Origin of the sequence: Gordonia westfalica (assembly GCF_900105725.1) — a bacterium.
Lineage (GTDB): Bacteria > Actinomycetota > Actinomycetes > Mycobacteriales > Mycobacteriaceae > Gordonia > Gordonia westfalica.
The window spans coordinates 239,190-257,298 of the sequence record NZ_FNLM01000036.1; the positions used below are offsets into that span (position 1 = coordinate 239,190).

At 66.1% G+C, this 18,109-nt stretch carries 16 protein-coding genes; 7 read left to right on the top strand and 9 right to left on the bottom strand.

From position 1 onward, the window contains the following. Positions 1-3: 3 nt before the first annotated feature. From BLU62_RS27445 to BLU62_RS27455, 3 genes are read right to left on the bottom strand one after another with little or no spacing between them, the layout of a single operon-like run. On the bottom strand, positions 4-1,113 hold the full coding sequence (locus BLU62_RS27445) for an NAD(P)-dependent alcohol dehydrogenase (RefSeq protein ID WP_074853543.1): 1,110 nt from the start codon (positions 1,111-1,113) through the stop codon (positions 4-6). A gap of 39 nt (positions 1,114-1,152) precedes the next feature. After that, entirely contained in the window at positions 1,153-2,373 is a 1,221-nt protein-coding gene (locus BLU62_RS27450; RefSeq protein WP_342028660.1) for an NAD(P)/FAD-dependent oxidoreductase, read from the bottom strand. Positions 2,374-2,390: 17 nt separating this feature from the next. Continuing rightward, complete coding sequence (locus BLU62_RS27455; protein ID WP_074853547.1) at positions 2,391-3,737, bottom strand: cytochrome P450; 1,347 nt, start codon at positions 3,735-3,737, stop codon at positions 2,391-2,393. A 255-nt stretch (positions 3,738-3,992) separates the two neighbouring features. Between BLU62_RS27455 and BLU62_RS27460 the strand changes: the two genes are divergently transcribed. Then, positions 3,993-4,310, top strand: coding sequence for a 2Fe-2S iron-sulfur cluster-binding protein (locus BLU62_RS27460; RefSeq protein WP_074853549.1), 318 nt, complete (start codon positions 3,993-3,995; stop codon positions 4,308-4,310). 9 nt (positions 4,311-4,319) lie between these two features. On the opposite strand, the gene BLU62_RS27465 is transcribed toward BLU62_RS27460, so the two are convergent. The 3 genes from BLU62_RS27465 to BLU62_RS27475 all read right to left on the bottom strand — a co-directional run bounded on the left by BLU62_RS27465 (position 4,320) and on the right by BLU62_RS27475 (position 7,420). Next, entirely contained in the window at positions 4,320-5,015 is a 696-nt protein-coding gene (locus BLU62_RS27465) for a helix-turn-helix transcriptional regulator (RefSeq protein ID WP_074853551.1), read from the bottom strand. Then, positions 5,012-5,890, bottom strand: a complete 879-nt coding sequence (locus BLU62_RS27470) for a helix-turn-helix transcriptional regulator (protein WP_074853553.1) — start codon at positions 5,888-5,890, stop codon at positions 5,012-5,014. The genes BLU62_RS27465 and BLU62_RS27470 overlap by 4 nt, the downstream gene beginning before the upstream one ends. Positions 5,891-5,965: 75 nt before the next feature. Further along, the gene (locus BLU62_RS27475; protein ID WP_074853555.1) at positions 5,966-7,420 is read right to left on the bottom strand and encodes an aldehyde dehydrogenase; all 1,455 of its coding nucleotides are present in this window, start codon (positions 7,418-7,420) and stop codon (positions 5,966-5,968) included. 275 nt (positions 7,421-7,695) lie between these two features. Here BLU62_RS27475 and BLU62_RS27480 point away from each other — a divergent pair, with 275 nt between their 5' ends. Together BLU62_RS27480 and BLU62_RS27485 are read left to right on the top strand one after the other, a co-directional pair. Beyond that, complete coding sequence (locus BLU62_RS27480) at positions 7,696-9,390, top strand: AMP-binding protein (protein ID WP_074853557.1); 1,695 nt, start codon at positions 7,696-7,698, stop codon at positions 9,388-9,390. Positions 9,391-9,530: 140 nt separating this feature from the next. After that, on the top strand, positions 9,531-10,190 hold the full coding sequence (locus tag BLU62_RS27485; RefSeq protein WP_342028661.1) for a PaaI family thioesterase: 660 nt from the start codon (positions 9,531-9,533) through the stop codon (positions 10,188-10,190). A 52-nt stretch (positions 10,191-10,242) separates the two neighbouring features. Here BLU62_RS27485 and BLU62_RS27490 read toward each other — a convergent pair whose 3' ends face one another. Continuing rightward, positions 10,243-11,115 carry an alpha/beta fold hydrolase gene (locus tag BLU62_RS27490; RefSeq protein WP_074853561.1) on the bottom strand — a complete coding sequence of 291 codons (873 nt, stop codon included), beginning with the start codon at positions 11,113-11,115 and terminating at the stop codon, positions 10,243-10,245. Positions 11,116-11,262: 147 nt separating this feature from the next. On the opposite strand from BLU62_RS27490, the gene BLU62_RS27495 reads away from it, so the two are divergent. Further along, positions 11,263-12,825 (top strand): MFS transporter, encoded by a 1,563-nt coding sequence (locus BLU62_RS27495; RefSeq protein ID WP_074853563.1) that lies wholly within the window; start codon positions 11,263-11,265, stop codon positions 12,823-12,825. A 96-nt stretch (positions 12,826-12,921) separates the two neighbouring features. Here the strand turns inward: BLU62_RS27495 and BLU62_RS27500 are convergent, their stop codons facing one another. Beyond that, entirely contained in the window at positions 12,922-13,338 is a 417-nt protein-coding gene (locus tag BLU62_RS27500; protein ID WP_074853564.1) for a MaoC family dehydratase, read from the bottom strand. A 4-nt stretch (positions 13,339-13,342) separates the two neighbouring features. Continuing rightward, positions 13,343-13,792, bottom strand: a complete 450-nt coding sequence (locus BLU62_RS27505) for an FAS1-like dehydratase domain-containing protein (RefSeq protein ID WP_074853566.1) — start codon at positions 13,790-13,792, stop codon at positions 13,343-13,345. A 68-nt stretch (positions 13,793-13,860) separates the two neighbouring features. Between BLU62_RS27505 and BLU62_RS27510 the strand changes: the two genes are divergently transcribed. From BLU62_RS27510 to BLU62_RS27520, 3 genes are read left to right on the top strand one after another with little or no spacing between them, the layout of a single operon-like run. Further along, on the top strand, positions 13,861-15,042 hold the full coding sequence (locus tag BLU62_RS27510; protein WP_074853568.1) for an acyl-CoA dehydrogenase family protein: 1,182 nt from the start codon (positions 13,861-13,863) through the stop codon (positions 15,040-15,042). 11 nt (positions 15,043-15,053) lie between these two features. Continuing rightward, complete coding sequence (locus tag BLU62_RS27515; RefSeq protein ID WP_074853570.1) at positions 15,054-17,012, top strand: AMP-binding protein; 1,959 nt, start codon at positions 15,054-15,056, stop codon at positions 17,010-17,012. A 10-nt stretch (positions 17,013-17,022) separates the two neighbouring features. After that, on the top strand, positions 17,023-18,084 hold the full coding sequence (locus BLU62_RS27520; protein WP_074853572.1) for an acyl-CoA dehydrogenase family protein: 1,062 nt from the start codon (positions 17,023-17,025) through the stop codon (positions 18,082-18,084). Positions 18,085-18,109: the final 25 nt, after the last annotated feature.

An 18,109-nucleotide genomic window follows, 5' to 3' on the forward strand; every position in this document is an offset into this window, starting at 1 on the left:
AGCTCAGTGACTGTCGAAGACCAGGACGGGTTTGACCACGTCGCCGTCGTGCTGAGCGGCCACGGCCCGGTTGATGTCGGCGAATGGGAATGTCGTGACGAGCTTGTCGAGGGGCAGGCGACCGTCTCGATACAGTGAGACGAGTTCCGGGATGAACTCGTCCGGCACACTGTCGCCTTCGATGATGCCCGTGACCGTCAAGCCCAGGGTCAACGCAGCGATGATGTTCAGGTCGATACCTGCCGCCGGATCCGAGGGCACCCCGATGAGGCCGATGGTGCCTCGGACGGCCACGGCGCCGATGAGCCCCTGGATCACACCGGGGATACCGGTGGTGTCGATGACGTAGTCCACGCCCCTTTCGACGACGGCGCGGATCTGCTCGGCGACGTCGCCGGAGGCCGGGTCGATGGCATGGGTGGCGCCGAGTTCGAGTGCGAGGCCCCGCCGTTTCTGGTTGGGCTCCACGACGATGATGGTCGCGCAGTCGGCGACGACGGCGCCGAGCACAGCCGACAGGCCGACCGATCCGCCGCCCGTGATGGCGATGGCGGAACCCTTCTCTGCCTTCACGGACCGGGTCACCGCACCGAACCCGGTCTGCACGCCGCACCCCAGCGGCGCGAGCAACGCGAAGGGGATGTCGGAATCCACCTTCACCACGTTGCGTTCGTTGGCCAGTGCCACCCGGGCGAACGATGACTGACCGAAGAACAGACCGCCGACCGGAGCGCCGTCCCGGCTGAGCGGCTTGCTGCCGTCCGGACGGACCCCACCGTAATTGACCTCGTTGAAGTGCTCGCAGTACGACTGCCGTCCCGTCGTGCACGTGACACATTCGCCGCAACTGTTGAAGGTGATTCCGACCTTGTCGCCCACCTGCACTTTGGTGACGCCGTCGCCGATCTCGAGGACCGTTCCAGCTCCCTCGTGACCGACCACGCCGGGGAACTCGATCGGGAGGACCCCGTCACGGGCAGCCAGGTCGGTGTGGCAGATGCCGGCTGCCTCGACCTGGACCAGCACTTCGCCTGCGCGTGGGCCTTCGATGTCGATCTCGTCGACACTGAAGTCGCTGCCTTGCCCGGTGAGCAGTGCGGCTTGCGTTTTCATGGATCTCTCTCCTGTGATGTGGTGATGCGGTTGTCGTTGTCAGGAACCGACCGGGGTCGCCGCGGTGACTTCGTGTAGCGACACCGACGGGTCACCCAGAGCGCCGGGTGACACCGGGGTACGTTGCGCGATGAACTTCTTGCCGGCGATGAAGTCGGACGGTGCGTTCGCGGCCTCCACCGCGTGGACCGTCTCGTCGGCCCCGAGGTGGTAGAGGGCGAAGGAACCCGGCTTCTTGCCGGGCCGAGGTACGATCCGAGCCCCGGGCCTGACGAGACCGGCGATCTTCAGTTTGATGTCGAACTGATCCGACCAGAACCATGGAACCTCGGGCTCCGGCTGCGGTCGCCCGGTCAGCGCGGCCACGACCTGCTTGGCCTGGTCGGTCACGTTCGGGATCGACTCGAGCCGAACCAGGTCACCGGTGTCGTTGATCGGTCGACGGGCGACGTCACCGATCGCGAAAACCGAGGGATCGCTTGTCCGCCCGCACCAATCGACGAGCACGCCGCCGTCGCAGGCCAGGCCCGCCTGATGGGCGAGTGCGTCGTCCGGGATGGCGCCGATCCCCACCAGGACCGTGTCGGCGGCAATGGTCGAACCATCCGCCAGGTCGACAGCCGTTGCCCAGCCGCCCTGTTGACGGACTTCCGTCACGGTCGCGTCGACCCGGATGTCGGTGCCGCGTGCACGGTGATAGTCGGTCAACCGTTGCGAGAGATCTGGACTCGCCACTCTCGCCAGGATGCGGTTCTCGCGCTCGACGACGGTGACGGGCACGTCGTGCGACCGTGCGACCGCGGCGACCTCCATGCCCACGTAACCGCCGCCGATGATGGCGAGCGTTCCGCGGGCCTCGAGGGATCGGCCCAGCGCCGCGGCGTCCTCGATCGTGCGCAGGGTGAGCACTCCCGCCGCGTCCGAACCGCGGACCGCCAGTCGTCGCGGTGACGATCCGGTGGCGAGCACGAGATGGGCGTATCCGAGCCGCTCGCCGGTCGACAACCGCACAGTCTGCGACGATCGGTCGAGTGCGGTCACCGATGCTCCCGTGCGGACCTCGATGTCGTTGTCGGCGTAGAAGTCCGGCGGCCGAATGGGCTGCTGAAAACCCGGGTCACCGAACTTCTTCGACAGCGGCGGCCGGTGATAGGGGAGGTGGGGCTCGGACCCGATCATCACCACGGGTCCGTCGAAACCGGCCTGCCGGAGCAGCGCGGCGAGCGTGGAACCGCCGTGCCCGGCCCCCACGATCACCACTGGACCCGATTCTGGACTCATCGGCCCGCGAACTCGAGTTCGACCGGCATGTTCTTCAGGCCACCGACGAAGTTCGTCTGGATGAATGTGGTGTCCCCGGTGAGATGCACGGCCTCCAGGTGAGGAAGAAGTGTCTCGAACATGATGCGCAACTCGATCTTGGCCAGGTGCTGGCCGATGCACATGTGCGGTCCGTAGCCGAAGGCGATGTGCTTGTTCGGTCGACGGTCGATGTCGAACAGGTCGGGCTCGTCGAAGACATCGGCATCGCGGTTGCCCGACTGGTACAAGAGCATGAAGCGGTCTCCGGGCTGGATCGATCGCCCCCGCAGCTCGTAGGGTTCGAGCGCAGTCCGCATGAAGTGCTTGACCGGTGACGCCCACCGCAGGGCTTCGTTGACGAGGTTGGGCACCAGCGACAGGTCGGCCTTGAGCCGCGACAGCACCTCCGGATGACGCGCCAGCGCATGGATGGCGCCGGCCATCGTCGACGAGGTGGTGTCGTGTCCCGCGGTGGCGATGGCGATGAAGTATCCGTAGGCCACTTCCTTCGGGAAGTACTCACCCTCGGCGGTTTTCGCCACGGCAATGATCGACGCCAGATCGTCGGTGGGGTTGTCGCGTCGATCCATCAGGAGTGCATCGAAATACGCGTAGAAGTCTTGGATCGTTGCGACCCATTGTTTGGCCGCCGCATCGGGGGTCAGCGGTTCGACGTCGTCGCGTGCCGCATCGGGATCCGCGGTGCCGAAGAACTCCTGGGTGAGGGTCATCATCCGCGGTTCGTCGGACTCGGGCACTCCGAAAAGGCTCATGATGACGTGCAACGGGTACTGAAGCGCGAAATCCTTGACGAAGTCGATCTTTCCGTCGCCGGCGAGGAGTCGATCGACCGATTCCGTGGCCAAGCCACGGATGGTGTCCTCCCACTGTTTCAGGTTCGCGGGTCGGAACCAGTCGGCGGCGATGTCCTTGACCACGGTGTGCTCGGGAGGGTCGAGATAGGTCAAGGTCTCCAGGATGCGCAGGCTGCCGTTGTTGATGGTTTTGGTGAACTCGTCGCCGGCTCGGTTCGCGAGAATCGGATTGAACTTGCCCTTGTCCTCGCCGCCCGCGCTGGAGAAGACGTGCGGCTGGCGTTCGATCTCCATGATGTCGGCGTGCTTGCTCACGAGGTAGACCGGGTCATACCCCTCGACCTCCGCGACACCGAGTGGGTTGTTGTCGCGCAACCATCGGTATGCCTCGAACAGTTGGGCGTCGTCTCGGTGCCCTTCGGGAAGGACGATCTGCTGCGCGATGTGGGCCGGGATGGGCGCGGACGGGGCGGGCTGCGCTGTCGAGGGCTGCACTGTCGAGGTCATGGGTCTCCTTCGAGCGATGGGCTGTACCCGTACAGCATGTTGTCCACATCACATTCACCGCATCACCCTGGCAGGGTATATCCGTCGCCCCGAAGAGGGATTCTGGTGTGACAGAGGTTCGGTCGAATCTGGTGTACCTCTGTCGGACAGACGATTACGTCCCGAAGAGGGATGCGGATGCGGCCTGAGACCCCGCACCATGAGTACCGGGCCGGTGGCCCCGTCATATCAACCACACCCAGAGGAGGTCTCGTCATGGCGCGAGTCGTGTATCACCTGCCCGACGGCACCGAACAGGCCGTCGACGTTCCGACCGGCCAGAGCGTGATGGACGGATCCGTGCGCAACAACCTGCCCGGGATCGTCGCAGAGTGTGGCGGAAGCTGTTCGTGCGCAACGTGTCATGTCTTCCTCGAGGGAGCGGGGGCCGGGCAGTTCGACCCGCCGTCCGACGAGGAGGCCGAGCTCGTCGAGTTCTTGGAGGGTGCCCGTCCGACCTCGCGGCTGTCCTGCCAACTCATCGTCTCCGACCAGGACGAGGTGCACGTCGAGGTCGCCGACTCGTCGTTCTGATCCCGACGGTCACATCGAGCGTCCGATCAGCTCGGCCCGGTTCGTCGCCCCCAATTTGCGCAGGATGTGCTTGACGTGTGTCTTGACCGTCTCGACCGACAGGGTGTACTTCTCGGCGATGGCCGCGTTGGACGCTCCGGCCACAACCTGTTCGAGAACCTCACGCTCCCGCTGAGTGAGCAGGGCTGCCGCAACAGCCAGATCGGACGCCGCGACGGTCTCGGAAGCCTCAGCGGCCGAGTCGAATCCGAGGTTGAGAAGCCGGTCGCCGAGTCTGCGGTACCGCAACTGCTGCTCGGCCACGAGATCCTCACTCTGCATCCGATCGAGCGCTGCGGTGGTGAGATCGATCAGGAGCCGACAGACCTCGGCTCCGTCCTCATCGAGCTCCCGGTAGACGACGAGAGTGATGTCCGGTTGCACGGTGAACGTCGTGGCCACGTCCGTGGACAGCGAACGATCCCGGACGGCGACGGACTTGCCCTCGGCAGCAGCGTGATTCGCATCGGCAGTCCCGTCGTCGCCGTCGGGTCCGGATCTCGCGACCTCCCTGCTCCCGGCATCGAGCAGGATGACCATCGTCGCGGGGACGCACTTCGCCACACCGTCACAGAGGGCGGCGGCCAGCTCCGTTCGGTCCGGTGCATCGAGGATGGCCGCCGCGGCCAGGTCGAGTTCCGGTCTGCTCGAGGGTTGAGGGGTCATCGCGCCGCAGTGGCGGTTCTGACTTCTCGATGGAAGGCCGCCGCCTGGGCGCGGGAACTCACGCCGATCTTGCGGAAGATCCGCCGTACGTGACATTTGACCGTGCCGTCGGAGATGAACAGACGATCGGCGATCTGCTGGTTGCTCGCGCCCGTGGCGAGCAACCGGAGTACTTCGTCCTCACGTTCGGTGAGTTCGACCGTCGAGCCGCGGGTGTGTTCGTCGGCTCGGGACCCGGGGTGTGTCTCCTCGGCGAAGTATGTCTGGGGCCGGCTTGCGAGGGTCGGGTGCACGATGTCGTCGACGAGTGCCGCCAGCTCCTGGCCCACCCGGCGGACACGACGGCGATTGTTCCGGGCGGCGATGACCGTCCCGGAGATCCGAGCGGCGAGGAGCAGGAGCCGGACGTCCTCGTCGGTGATCTCGTCACGGTTGCGGTCGACGTGCAGGGTCGCGACGGTACGGCCGTCGGCCACGATGGGTGCGGCCGCATAGGCGGCGGGATCGGAGAGATCGATGAGGGGCCGGTAGGCCTCCCGATGATAGGCATTGCGGCCTAGTACGTAGGGCCGTCGATGGCGGATCAGGTCGGCCTCGCGCGGCGCGCGGAGGAGCGGTACCGCCGTGCCGTCGACAGCGCTCAGCAATTCGTCGAACTCGTCGCGGATGCCCTCCCCGACGTGGACGTACTTCGGTGCCCACGAGGCGTCCCGCACCCAGGAGAACATCGCCTTCGAGAAACCCAGGGACGTGCAGGCCTCCCGGCAGGCGACAGCGCCCGTCGCGGATTCGTCGGCGCTCTGCAGCTCGGACAGAAAGCGACGCAGTCGCTGTGCGCTCGGTGCTGCTGCATGTGCGGAGTCCGCCGTCGTCATGAATGAGGTCTTTCGGATGGTTCGACTTGTGACGCAGAGCACACTCTAGCAGGGTGCTCTGCGTCGACGCCGCGGTCAGCCCGCCGGGGGCAGGTAGACGGTGTGCAGATGCTGGAAGGTGTGCAGCCCTTCGGGGCCCAGCTCGCGTCCCATGCCGCTGCTCTTGATGCCACCGAACGGGGCGACCGGATCGTTCGTGTAGTGGTTCACTCCGACCGTGCCGGACTTGACCCGGCCGGCGAGTGCGGCGGCGCGTTCGACGTCGGACGACCACACCGAGCCACCGAGGCCGTACTCGCTGTCGTTCGCGATCGCCAGGGCTTCTGCCTCGTCGCCGAACGGGATCACGCTCAGGACCGGACCGAAGATCTCTTCGCGGGCGATGGTTGCCGTGTTGTCGAGGTCGGCGAACACCGTCGGCTGGACGAAGTAACCGCTGTCGAGGTCGGTCGGACGCCCGCCGCCGGTGGTCAGACGAGCCCCCTCGCTCTTGCCCTTGGCGATGTACCCCTCGACACGTTCCCGCTGGCGCGCGGAGACGAGGGGACCGACCTTGGTCTCCGGATCGAGGGGATCGCCGACCTTGAGGGACTCGGCGAGGCCGGTGAGCGCATCGACGACCTCGCTGTACCTCGATCGCGGCGCGAGCACGCGGGTGTTGAGCCAGCAGATCTGACCGTTGTTCAGGAAGGTGACGCCGAACAGGGAGTCCATCGACGCATCGAGATCGACGTCGTCGAGCAGGATCGCCGCGGACTTGCCGCCGAGCTCGAGGGTGACCGGCCGCAGCAGCCGGCCGCACGTCTCGGCGATCGAGCGGCCCGCGGCAGTCGAGCCGGTGAACGAGACTTTGTCGATTCCGGGGTGTTCGACGAGATACGCGCCGATCTCGCGTCCGCCGGGCACGACGTTGAGAACGCCGGGCGGCAGTCCCGCGGCGGCCGCTGCCTCGGCCATCAGGAACGCGTCCAGGACGGTCTCCTCGGCGGGCTTGAGCACGACCGTGCACCCGGCCGCCAGGGCCGGCGCGAGCTTCAAGAAGCTGATGGCCTGCGGCACGTTCCACGGGACGATCGCGGCCACCACGCCGATCGGATGCCGCGTCACCCGGGCGGTTCCGCCGAGCATGCCCGCACGCTCGTCGACCTCGGGGGCCTCGACCATCATCTGGCTGAAGTAGCGGAGCAGGACGGCTGGGAAGCCGCCCTCGAACTGTTCGGCGAGCCAGATGGGCATCCCGTTCTGGATGGACACGCGACGGGACGTCTCGGCGGCCCGTGCTTCGAGTTCGGTGGCGAATCGTTCGAGGATCTCCGCACGCTGTTTGGGGTGCATCGTCGCCCAACCGTCGGCAGCGTCGAAGGCCGAGCGGGCGGCGGCAACCGCGCGGTCGATGTCGGCGGTGGATGCCGAGGGCACACTGCCGATCGAGCTCTCGGTGGTGGGCGAGTGAACATCGATGACATCGGTTCCGGCTGGACTCTGCCAGCCGCCGTCGATGTAGAACTCGCGGTAGTCGATGGTTGTCATCCTCGCTCCTAGATCAGCGCTTCGGCGGCGTACCGCTTTGTGAACGGCGTCACCACAGCATCGTCGATGATGCAGTCGAGTGCAATGGTTTGTTTGGTACGACCAAAAAATATCACCCGGCGAATGCGGCAACTACCCCTTTCGGGTGATCTTCGGCTGATCAGGGGATTCTGGGCATGGTGGTTCGGTCTGCTGGGTGCACGAGGCTTGCAGATTTGGTCCAACCATTCTAGCCTTCGGGTGATGTGCGCAACAGACCAACGGAGGATGGCGTCATGACGAGCGAACACAACCTCGGCCGATACACCGCGGCGCAGGTCGACGAGTTCTATGCGAGCGGTCAGTGGACCGACGAGAACTTCACCGAACTGCTACGGTCCCGCGCCGAGGCCAGTCCCGACAAGGTGTTCGTCACCGACGGCGTGCACGCCCTGACGTATACGGACCTCTACGACACGTCGCAGCGGCTTGCCCTCGGGCTTCACCGCCGGGGGCTCGTGGCGGGAGACCGCGTGGCGGTTCAGCTGCCCAACTGGGCGGCCTTCGTCGTGATCGCCGCGGCGCTGTCCCGGATCGGGGCGGTCATGGTCCCGATCATGCCCATCTATCGCAAAGACGAAGTCTCACATGTTGTCTCGGACGCGTCGGTGAAGATGGCCGTCGCGCCGGTCGACTTCAAGGGCTTCGACTACGTGTCCATGTTCGACGAGATCCGGCAGGATTCGGACACCCTGACCTCCATCGTGGCGGTGCGCGCTCCCGAATCCGTCCGTGGTGAACTCGCCGACCGCGACGTCCTCGTATTGGAGGATCTGGTCATCGGGGGCGTGTCCGCGGACCAGGTCGACGCCGAGCTGGACGTGCGTGTGCACCCCGACGATCCGTTCGTCATCGTCTACACATCGGGAACGACCTCGCGTCCCAAGGGATGCCTGCATACGTTCAACACCTACGCCTCCGGCGCCCGCGCGCTGACCGTGGCGTTCGGACACACCGAGGCCGACGTCCAGTTCGGGCCGTCGCCCATCACCCACACCACCGGCCTGGTGACGAGTGTGCTGATCCCTCTCCTCGCCGGCGCGTCCACGCATGTGATGGCGGAGTGGAATCCCGTGCAGGGTCTCGCCGAGATCGAGAAGTTCGGCTGCACCGCCGCGGTCACGGCCACGACGTTCCTGCAGACACTGATGGCCGCCGCCGACGAACATCCCGACGCGGACCTCTCGTCGCTGCGCGTGTGGACCTGCGCCGGTTCACCGATTCCGTCATCCGTCGTGGAGAACGCGAAAGCCAAGCTCCCGGGGGCCAGCATTCTCTCCCTCTACGGGCGCAGTGAGAATCTCTCGACGACCACCTGCACGATCGAGGACGATCCGCAGCGCGCCGTCACCTCGGATGGCGCGGCGCTTCCCGGTGCCGAGGTCAGGGTGGTGGGCGAAGACGGCTACGAAGTCCCGCGGGGCAGCGAGGGCGACATCGCCTACCGCGGACCCTCGCACATGATCGAGTACCTCAACCGGCCCGAGGAGACCGCCGAACTGTTCACACCTGAAGGTTTTTCGCGTTCCGGCGATGTCGGCGTGATGACCGACGACGGATTCGTCCGGGTGACGGGACGGACCAAGGACATCGTCATTCGCGGCGGCATGAACATCAGCGTTCGCGAGGTCGAGGACAAGCTGGCCGACCACCCGGATCTCTTGGCCCTCGCCGTGGTGGGGATGCCGGATGAGAAACTCGGCGAGAAGGTCTGCTGTTACGTCGTCGCCAAGGCCGGACACACCACACCGACCGTGGACGAGCTCCGCGACTACCTCACGAGCCGCGGTGTGGCGATCCAGAAGACGCCGGAGCGGGTCATCGCGATCGATGAATTGCCCATGACGGCAACCGGGAAGATCCAGAAGCACGTCCTCCGTAAGAAGGTCGCCGACGAACTCGACCAGCCGTCTGCCGCGGGTGCACTCTGAACGCGGGCCGGATCCCAACCGACGACTTCGTCGTCAGCGGCGCGGAAGCGCTTCTGCGCGTGCGTCCGATTTCACTCGGGGCGGATCGGGCCGAGTTGGCTGTCGAGTCCGGGCCATGGTTGGCCGACCCGATCGCCGGCGTGAGCCGAGGCTCCCTCGGGGTGGCTCTCGACGACGTCACCGGGCATGTCGTCGCGCGCGGAACCGACGAGCACCGATGGCCGGTGAGCCTTTCCATCCGTATCGATTTCCTGGCCGACCCACCGCTGGACAAGACGTCCATGAGCGTCCACGGTGAATTGATCGCGCGTGACGAGCGCAGCGGAACGACGCGCGGTTCGGTCACAGACGACTCCGGGCGGACCATCGCGCTGGTCACCCAGCGGTCGCACCTTGTCGCGGTCGAGGCACAGCCGACGAGTCCGCGGACATCGTTCGACCTTCCCTCGGTCGAGACGACCGTCCGGGACGCGTTGGGATTCACGGTCTCCGCCGGCGGCATTGTCGAGTTGCCGCCGACACCGCTGGCGGCCAACGGGATGGGCAATGTCCATGGCGGCGTGCTGATCTGCGGATCTGAGTTCGCCGCCATGTCGGCGGTCGATGCTGGTGGTGTCCTCCGCACCACCAGCATCGACATCGCCTACGTCCGCCCGGGGAATGCCGGTGATACGACGACCTTCGCATGTGATGTCGTCCACCGTGGTCGTTCCATGTCGGTGGTCCGAGTGGTTGCGGCCGGTTCGACCGGAAAGCCCTGTGCCGTGGCGACGGTGATCGTGCAGACGGTGCCCGCGTGAAGGGATGTGCCCGCGGGCGTCTTACGTCGGTGGGGCGTTGTGGGTGAAGGGCTCATCCCGGCTGCCCGATCCGTGCCCGTAGCCAAGCGACCAGTTCGCCGATCACCTCGATGCGGTTGGTCTCGTTCAGCACTTCGTGGCGGCCGTCGGGGTACACAGTGGCGGTGACATCGGTGAACCCGGTGTCGCGGAAGCGTGCCACCAAGGGTTCGAACAAAGCCAGTCCCGCGTTCACCGGGTCCTTGTCGCCGACGGCGAGGTAGATGGGTAGATCCTTACGGACGCTCGCGAGCGCGGCCGGATCCGACAGCGCTCGGGCGCCGAGGAACATCGCGCGCGTCCCTTCCACGTCGAGACCGAAGCCGCACAACGGGTCCGCGACGTAGGCGTCGACGATCGAGTCGTCGCGGCTCAGCCAGTCGTAATCGGTGCGCGGTGGCGCAAATCCGGCGTTGAACATCGCCAGATCCAGCGGTGTGTCGAGATCCAGGGCCGGCTCGAGAAGATCGAGAGCCGCGGTCCCGGTCAGTGCGATCGCGTCGAACAGTTCGCTGTCTCGCAGCAGCGCTTGCTGAGACGCGAACGAGCCCATGCTGTGCGCGACCAGACCGAGCGGCAATCCGTCCTCGCGTTCTCGGACATGTTGTGCGAACTCTCCGATGTCGGACACCAAGGAGGGCCACCCTGAGGCGCCGACGTATCCGGGTTCCAGAGCGCCTGTCGACGCGCCGTGGCCGCGCTGGTCGTATCCGTAGACGACGAAGCCGGCGTCGTTCAGTGCATCGACGACGTGCTGGTAGCGACCGATGTGTTCGCCCATTCCGTGCACCAGTTCGACAGCGGCCAGGGGGCGCGTCGGTGGTGACCATCGATGGGCTGCCAGGGCGACTCCGGCGACATCGGTGAAGGTGAACGAGTCATGCATCTGAAGTCCTCATCTCGATGTGAACCCACGAACCGCTTCAGACTCTAGTGACAACGGCGGCTTCTGGAACCGGGTTCCACCCTTCCGCGCGAAAGGTCCTACTTCGAAATTGGCCCTACCAATTGTCGAATGGTCCATTTACAGTCTGTGCAGCGCATCACATCGATGATCGACACCGGTTCGGATCACATCAACCGATGCGTGCGTCGGCGCAAGTCCGGCGGTCGCCATGCCTCCGATCACGCTGACGTGCGGAAGCAACCTGTTCAGAGAAAGTGGTGGGTGATGGATCTCGACGAGTCGGAGTCGAACCGCACGTCAGGAAAGGTGCCGATCGGCCGCAGTGCATACGACACTCTCGAGGAGGTGATCGATCGCATCGGAATGAATCCGGTCCACCTGCGGATCTTGCTGATTGCCGCATGCGGCGGGCTGTTCAACGTCATCGAGCAGTACAACATCGGTTATGCCGCACCACTTCTGGTGGAGCAGTGGGATCTGTCAGCGCGTTCGGTGGCGTGGCTGTCGTCCGCCACCTTCCTGGCGATGGCCGTCGGGTCGGTGGTGTCCGGCATCTACGCGGACAGGCTGGGACGAGAACCGCTCTTCATCGTCAACATCCTGATCTACAGCGTCGGTGCTCTCATCGCGGCCTTCGCGCCGAACTACGAGGTGCTGCTGTTGGTGCGGGTCATCGTCGGAATCGGACTCGGCGGTGAGATGGCACTCGGATACACGCTGGTGGCCGAGTTCATTCCGCGCCGACAACGTGCGGCCTCGAGCGCAACGATGAGCCTCATGCATGGCGGAGTCGGGATCTGGGCGGCATCGCTGCTCGCCGCTGTGATCCTCGGGCCAGTGGCTGCCGTACTGGGCCACCCGGAATACGCATGGCGAATCCTGCTGGGAGTCATGGTCTTCCCTGCGATTCTGGCGTTGATCGCGCGACGGAGCATGCCCGAGACCCCGCGATTCCTGCTTCGAGCGCATCGCATCGACGAACTCAACCTGACGCTGACCGCCCTCATGCAGAAACGCATTCGCCTGGGTGCGGGAGACGACGTCACCGTCTTCGTGGAGCCAGGGACCCGGCCGGAAGACGACCCCGCGGCGAGGCTACGGGACCTGTTTCATCCGAAGCTGCTCCGTAAGAACCTCATTGCGTCGGTTCTCGCCACGACGCTCTTCGCCGGAGTTGCATCGCTGACGGTCTATGTCCCCACCGTTCTCGTCGACCTCGGTTATGAAGCGAGTTCTGCGGCCGCGATCTCGACCCTGATCACCTTCGGCGGACTGCTCGGTGGGGTGATCGGAATCGTGGTGGGGCACCGCCTTCCTCGCCGCTTTGTTCTCGCGACATGCGCACTCACCAGTGCGATCGCGCTCGCCGTCTTGGTCGCACATCAGACCACTCTGCTGGTCGTCGTTCTGGGGTTCGCGACAGCACTTGCGTTGCAAGTGTTCTCGGGTTCGTTCTGGGGATACCTGCCCGAGCTCTACCCGACACGTGTCCGGGCCCTGGGGGTTGCCTTCGCGACCACGGTGGGCCTGGTGGTCGGCGCATCGCTCGGGCCTCTGCTCGCCGGCACGTTGTTGGACACCTTCGGTTCGACGACGATGTTCACCGCTCTCGCGGCGGTGATGCTGGTCATGCCGACGGCTGCGGTATTCGGTCCAGAAACGCACCGACGCGCGTTGTCCGAGGACTAGCGCGCCGATTACCGGAACCGCTGTGCCCGTGTCGACGACGATTCGGGCACAGCGGTTCTCAGGTGAACCAGAGTGAATCGACCCGATCGGGGGCGGTCAGTTCGACGCCACTCGGGCGCGTGCCCGCGCGCTGACGACGACCCGGTCGCCGACCGTGGCCTGTAGTGAGAGGTTGGCGACAGCGGTGTCCGCGGTTGTTTCGATCGAATCGACATCGCCTGCGAGCGTGAGTGTCTCGCCGATCTGCAGGGGTGAGGCGAAGCGCACGGAGAACCCGAGGAGGTGTTCGACGTGCACGAGGTCGGCAACCCATGCGGCGAGCATCCCCGCTTGCATCTGCCCCATGGAGATGACCCCGGGCAATCCGGCGCGCACCGCGTACTCCGGATCATGATGCAGCGGATTGAAGTCACCACCGGCTCCGGCGAATCTGACGATGTCGGTCTGGGTCACCGGGCCGATCGACCGGGGTTCGAGGTCCTGGCCGGCGGTGAGTAGGACGGGTTCGCGCATTGGTTCAGGCACCTCTCTCGATCAGGACCTCACGTTGTACGACCACGGGTTCACCTGCGGCATCGACCCACGTGGTCTCCAGGGTGACCAGCCGCATCGTCCCGCCCCGCTTACCGTCCCGGGTCGTATCGTCGACGATCCGCCGGGTGCCCGTGAGGTGATCCCCGGCGAGCAACGGTCGCCGGAACTCCCACTCGACCGAACCGACGACCACCCGCTCGATGGCCAGGCCGAGTGCGGCCACGAACTCGGCCTGATTGCGATGGTGACCGGCGACGACCACATGTGTCGGGGTCGCCGGAATGCGCTCGAACCCGGCTGCCGTGGCGGCCGCGGGATCGACGTGCACCGCGTCCTCGGCGTGTGTCGCACGAGCGAACTCCCTGATCTTGCCCGACTCGACGTCGAACGAGACGACGTCGAGGACGTTGTCTCCCGGCACCGCGAGTCCCATTGAATTCCTCCCTTGGGTTTTTGGTCTGACCTATTGTAGCGTTGGTCCGTAACGATGTGGAGGTTCGAATGGATCTGAGCGATTCGCCCGACGAAGCCCGCTTCCGGACCCGCGTCCGCGACTGGCTGACCGAGGTGCTGCCGACCCTGCCGTGGCCTGAGCCCTCCCGGCTCGAGGACAAGCGCGAGTTCTGGTCCGCGTGGCAACGACAGCTCTACGACGCCGGCTTCGCGGGCCTGTCCTGGCCCGAGGAGTTCGGTGGCGCCGGAGCCGATGCCAAGATCAAGGCCATCTTCAACGAGGAGATGGACCGCGCCGGTGCGCCGGAGCGGCTCAACATCATCGGCGAGGATTTCGCCGGCCCGACCATCGTCGCCTTCGGGAACAGTGAGCAGAAGCAGCGTTACCTCGGACCCATCCTGAAGGGTGAGGAGATCTGGTGCCAGCTCTTCTCCGAGCCGGAGTCCGGCTCGGACCTCGCTTCGCTACGGACGAAGGCCACGAAGGTCGACGGCGGTTGGAGCATCCAGGGCCAGAAGATCTGGACGTCGCGGGCGCAGATCGCGGACAACGCGATCCTGCTGGCACGCACTGGTGGTGGCGATCGACACAAGGGCATCACCTACTTCCTGCTCCCCATGGACTCCGCGGGTGTGACGGTACGTCCGCTCGAGCACATGCTCGGCGAGGCCGAGTTCAACGAGGTGTTCCTCGATGACGTCTTCGTCCCCGACTCGGCCGTTGTCGGCGAGGTCGACGGTGGCTGGAAAGTGGCGATGGGCACGCTCGCCTTCGAGCGAGTGGGAATCGCCACCGGCCGGGTGAACACGACCCGCGCGGTCAAGGACCTCGTGGCGCAGGTCTCCTCGACGACCGACGAGAACGGTGCTCCGCTCTCCTCGGATCCCACAGTCCGGCAGACGATCGCAGATCTGTACGGTCGGGCGCTCACCCACTACCTGATCGGCCAGCGGGTCATCACCGGTGCGGCGTCGGGTGAACCGCCCGGCCCCGTCGCCTCGATCGGGAAGCTCTACTTCTGCCCGCTGGTGGAGGACATCGCCGACTTCGGACTGTCGCTGGGGGAGATGGGCGGCCAGCTCGGTCTGTCCGACGGCCCGGCTGACGCCGTCCAGCAGCGGTGGCTTCGGCTCGCGTACCAAGCGCGTGGTACCGCGATCGCCGGCGGCTCGACATTCATCCAACGCAACATCGCGTCCGAGCGTGTGCTCGGGATGCCCCGCAGCTGAGAGGTCGCGACATGAGTTCCTACGTCTGGAATCCCACCGCCGAGCATCTCGAGCGTGCCAACGTTCTTCGATTGGCACGCCGGCACGGCATCGAGTCGATCGACGAGTTGCGCCGACGATCGACGGCCGATGTGTCCTGGTACTGGGATGCCGCGGTGCAGGATCTGGGCATCCCCTTCGCGACCCCCTACGAGGCCGTGCTCGACACCTCCCAGGGCATCCAGTTCCCCGAGTGGTTCGTCGGGGGCACCTTCAACGCGGTGAACGCCTGCATCGACCGATGGCTCGCCGGCAGCGCGCAGCGCCCCGCGATCGTCCACGAGCGCGAGGACGGTGCGGTCACCACTCTGACCTACGCCGAGCTGGCCGAACAGGTGGGACGGGTGGCGGCCGGCCTGATCGAGTTGGGTGTGGGCGAGGGCGACGCGGTCGCGATCTACATGCCGATGGTTCCCGAGGCGGTCATCGCCTGCTATGCGGCGGTCGGGATCGGCGCGATCATCGTGCCTCTGTTCTCCGGATTCGCCGCCCCGGCGATCGCGTCTCGGTTGAACGACGCCGAGGTCACCGCAGTGGTCGTGGCCGACGGTACGGTCCGGCGGGGCCGGACGGTCGGCATGTCGGGCGAGTTGAGCAAGGCGCTCGCCGACACTCCGTCGGTTCGATCCGTGATCACCGTCCAGAACGTCGGCGCTGACGTCGATCTCGGGGTCGACGGCAGGGATGTCACCGTCACCGAGTGGGCGTCACTGGTCGCCGACGGCAAGCCGGGTCACGTCTTCCGGCCGTTCCCGGCGATGCAGACGATGATGCTCGGATACACCTCGGGCACCACCGGCAAACCGAAGGGTGCGGTTCACACGCATGCGGGCTTCACGATCAAGGTGGCCACCGAGGTGGCGTACTCGTTCGACATCTCCGAAGGCGACTCGTTCTGCTGGATCACCGACATGGGTTGGGTGATGGGCCCGCTCGCGGCTTTCGGCACGCACGCCAACGGCGCCACCCTGGTGTTGTACGAGGGGTCGCCCGATGTGCCGGACACGGCCCGGCTGTGGGATCTCGTCGCACGCCACCGGGTGACCATGCTCGGCGTGTCGCCGACCCTGATCCGGGCACTGAAGTCGACGCCGCTGGAGCAGATCTCGCGATACGACCTCGGGTCGGTCCGCGTTCTGGGATCCACCGGCGAACCCTGGGATCCGGACTCCTATGACTGGCTTGCGGCCGAGGTCTTCGGCGGCCGGGTCCCTGTCATCAACTTCTCCGGCGGCACCGAGGTGGGCGGCTCCTTCCTGGCTCCCTATCCAGTGGAACCGATTCCGAGCTGCTCGCTGGGCGGCCCGTCACTCGGCATGGATGTCGACGTCGTGAGCGACGACGGAACGCCGCTGCGTGGCGCGATCGGCGAACTCGTGTGTCGTCAACCGTGGCCGGCGATGACCCGCGGGGTCTGGCGTGACCGCGAACGGTATCTGGAGTCCTACTGGTCGACCTTCGAGGGCATGTGGTGTCACGGGGACTTCGCGCTGGTCGACGACGACGGCCGGTGGTACATCCTCGGTCGTTCCGACGACGTGATGAACGTGGCGGGCAAACGACTCGCGCCGGCGGAGGTCGAGTCGGTGCTCACCACGCATCCGGCAGTGGCCGAGGCGGCCGCGGTGGGGATTCCCGACCCGAAGAAGGGCGAGACGGTGTGGGCCTTCTGGGTTCCCCGCGCCGGTGCCGACACCGAGAGCGTGTCCGACGAGCTGCGTCGACTGGTCGCTGACGGTCTGGGCAAACCCTTTGCCCCATCACAGGTCTGGATCGTCGACGCGCTGCCGAAGACGCGGTCGGCGAAGATTCTCCGCCGGGCGATCCGAGCGGCTGCCACCGACACCGACCCCGGCGATCTGTCGAGCGCCGAGAACCCCGACGCGGTGGGCGCGATTCGAGACGTCGTCCGCGGCACGTCGGCGAACTGAGGAGAAGCGTATGCACTGGGAGTTGTCCGACGAACAGGAGATGTTCGCCTCGTCCCTCCGTGAGTGGATCGGCGCAAAGTTCCCGACCGACGCGGTGCGGGAACTGCAGTCCGGGGGCGATGCGACGAGCTTCGGCGCCGCACTCCTCGGTGAGGGCTGGTGGGGCGTCGGCTATGCCGAAGAGGCCGGGGGTGAGGGCGGCGGTGTCCTCGAACTGGCCCTGGCGTCGCGCGAGTTCGGCCGAGCTGCCGTTCCCAACTCGCGGTGGCTGGCCGCGGCGCTGGCCGCTCCGCTCCTGACTGCCGACGAACTCGCCGCCCAGGTGGCGGGCGAACGCCGGTTCACCGTGGCCACCCGGGCCGACCGCGTGCCGAGCTGGAATCCGGTGGAGACGAACGGGTCGGAACTGACCGGATCGGTCGCTCATGTCCTGGGCGCCATCGAAACGGACGTGTTCCTCGTTCCGGTCGACGGTCCCGACGGCCCGGGATTTGCGCGTGTCGAGGCATCGCAGACCACGGTGACCGCGGACGATCTGCTCGATCGATCCCGTGCGACGGGCATGGTCGACTTCGCCGGCGCGTCGGTCGCCGAGGTCGTGGGCGGTGTCGACGGTCTCGCCGAGACCGCGAACCTGGCGGCGGTGCTGGTCGCCGCCGACGCACTCGGCAGCGCGGAGCGGATGCTCGAGCTCGCGGTCGACTACAGCAAGCAGCGCAAGCAGTTCGGGCAGTTCATCGGCTCATTCCAGGCGGTCAAGCATGCTGCCGCGCAGATGCTGGTGACCGTGGAGGCGTCCTTCTCGACCGTGCTCTATGCCGCGGCAGCTGTCGACGCCGGCCTCGAGGACGTCGAGCCGATCGCGGCGGTCGCCAAGGCCCAGACCACCAAATCGGTCGCGGATCTCGCCGACACAGCACTGACCGTGCACGGCGCGATCGGGTACACGTGGGAGCACGATCTCCACCTGTTCTACAAGCGGGCCAAGCTCGATCGGACGCTGTTCGGTGGTCCGAAGGCGTGGAACGAACGGATCGCCTCGGCTCTGTTGGACGGCACACCGTCGGAATGAACAGCCCTCTTGTATTTGGTCAGTC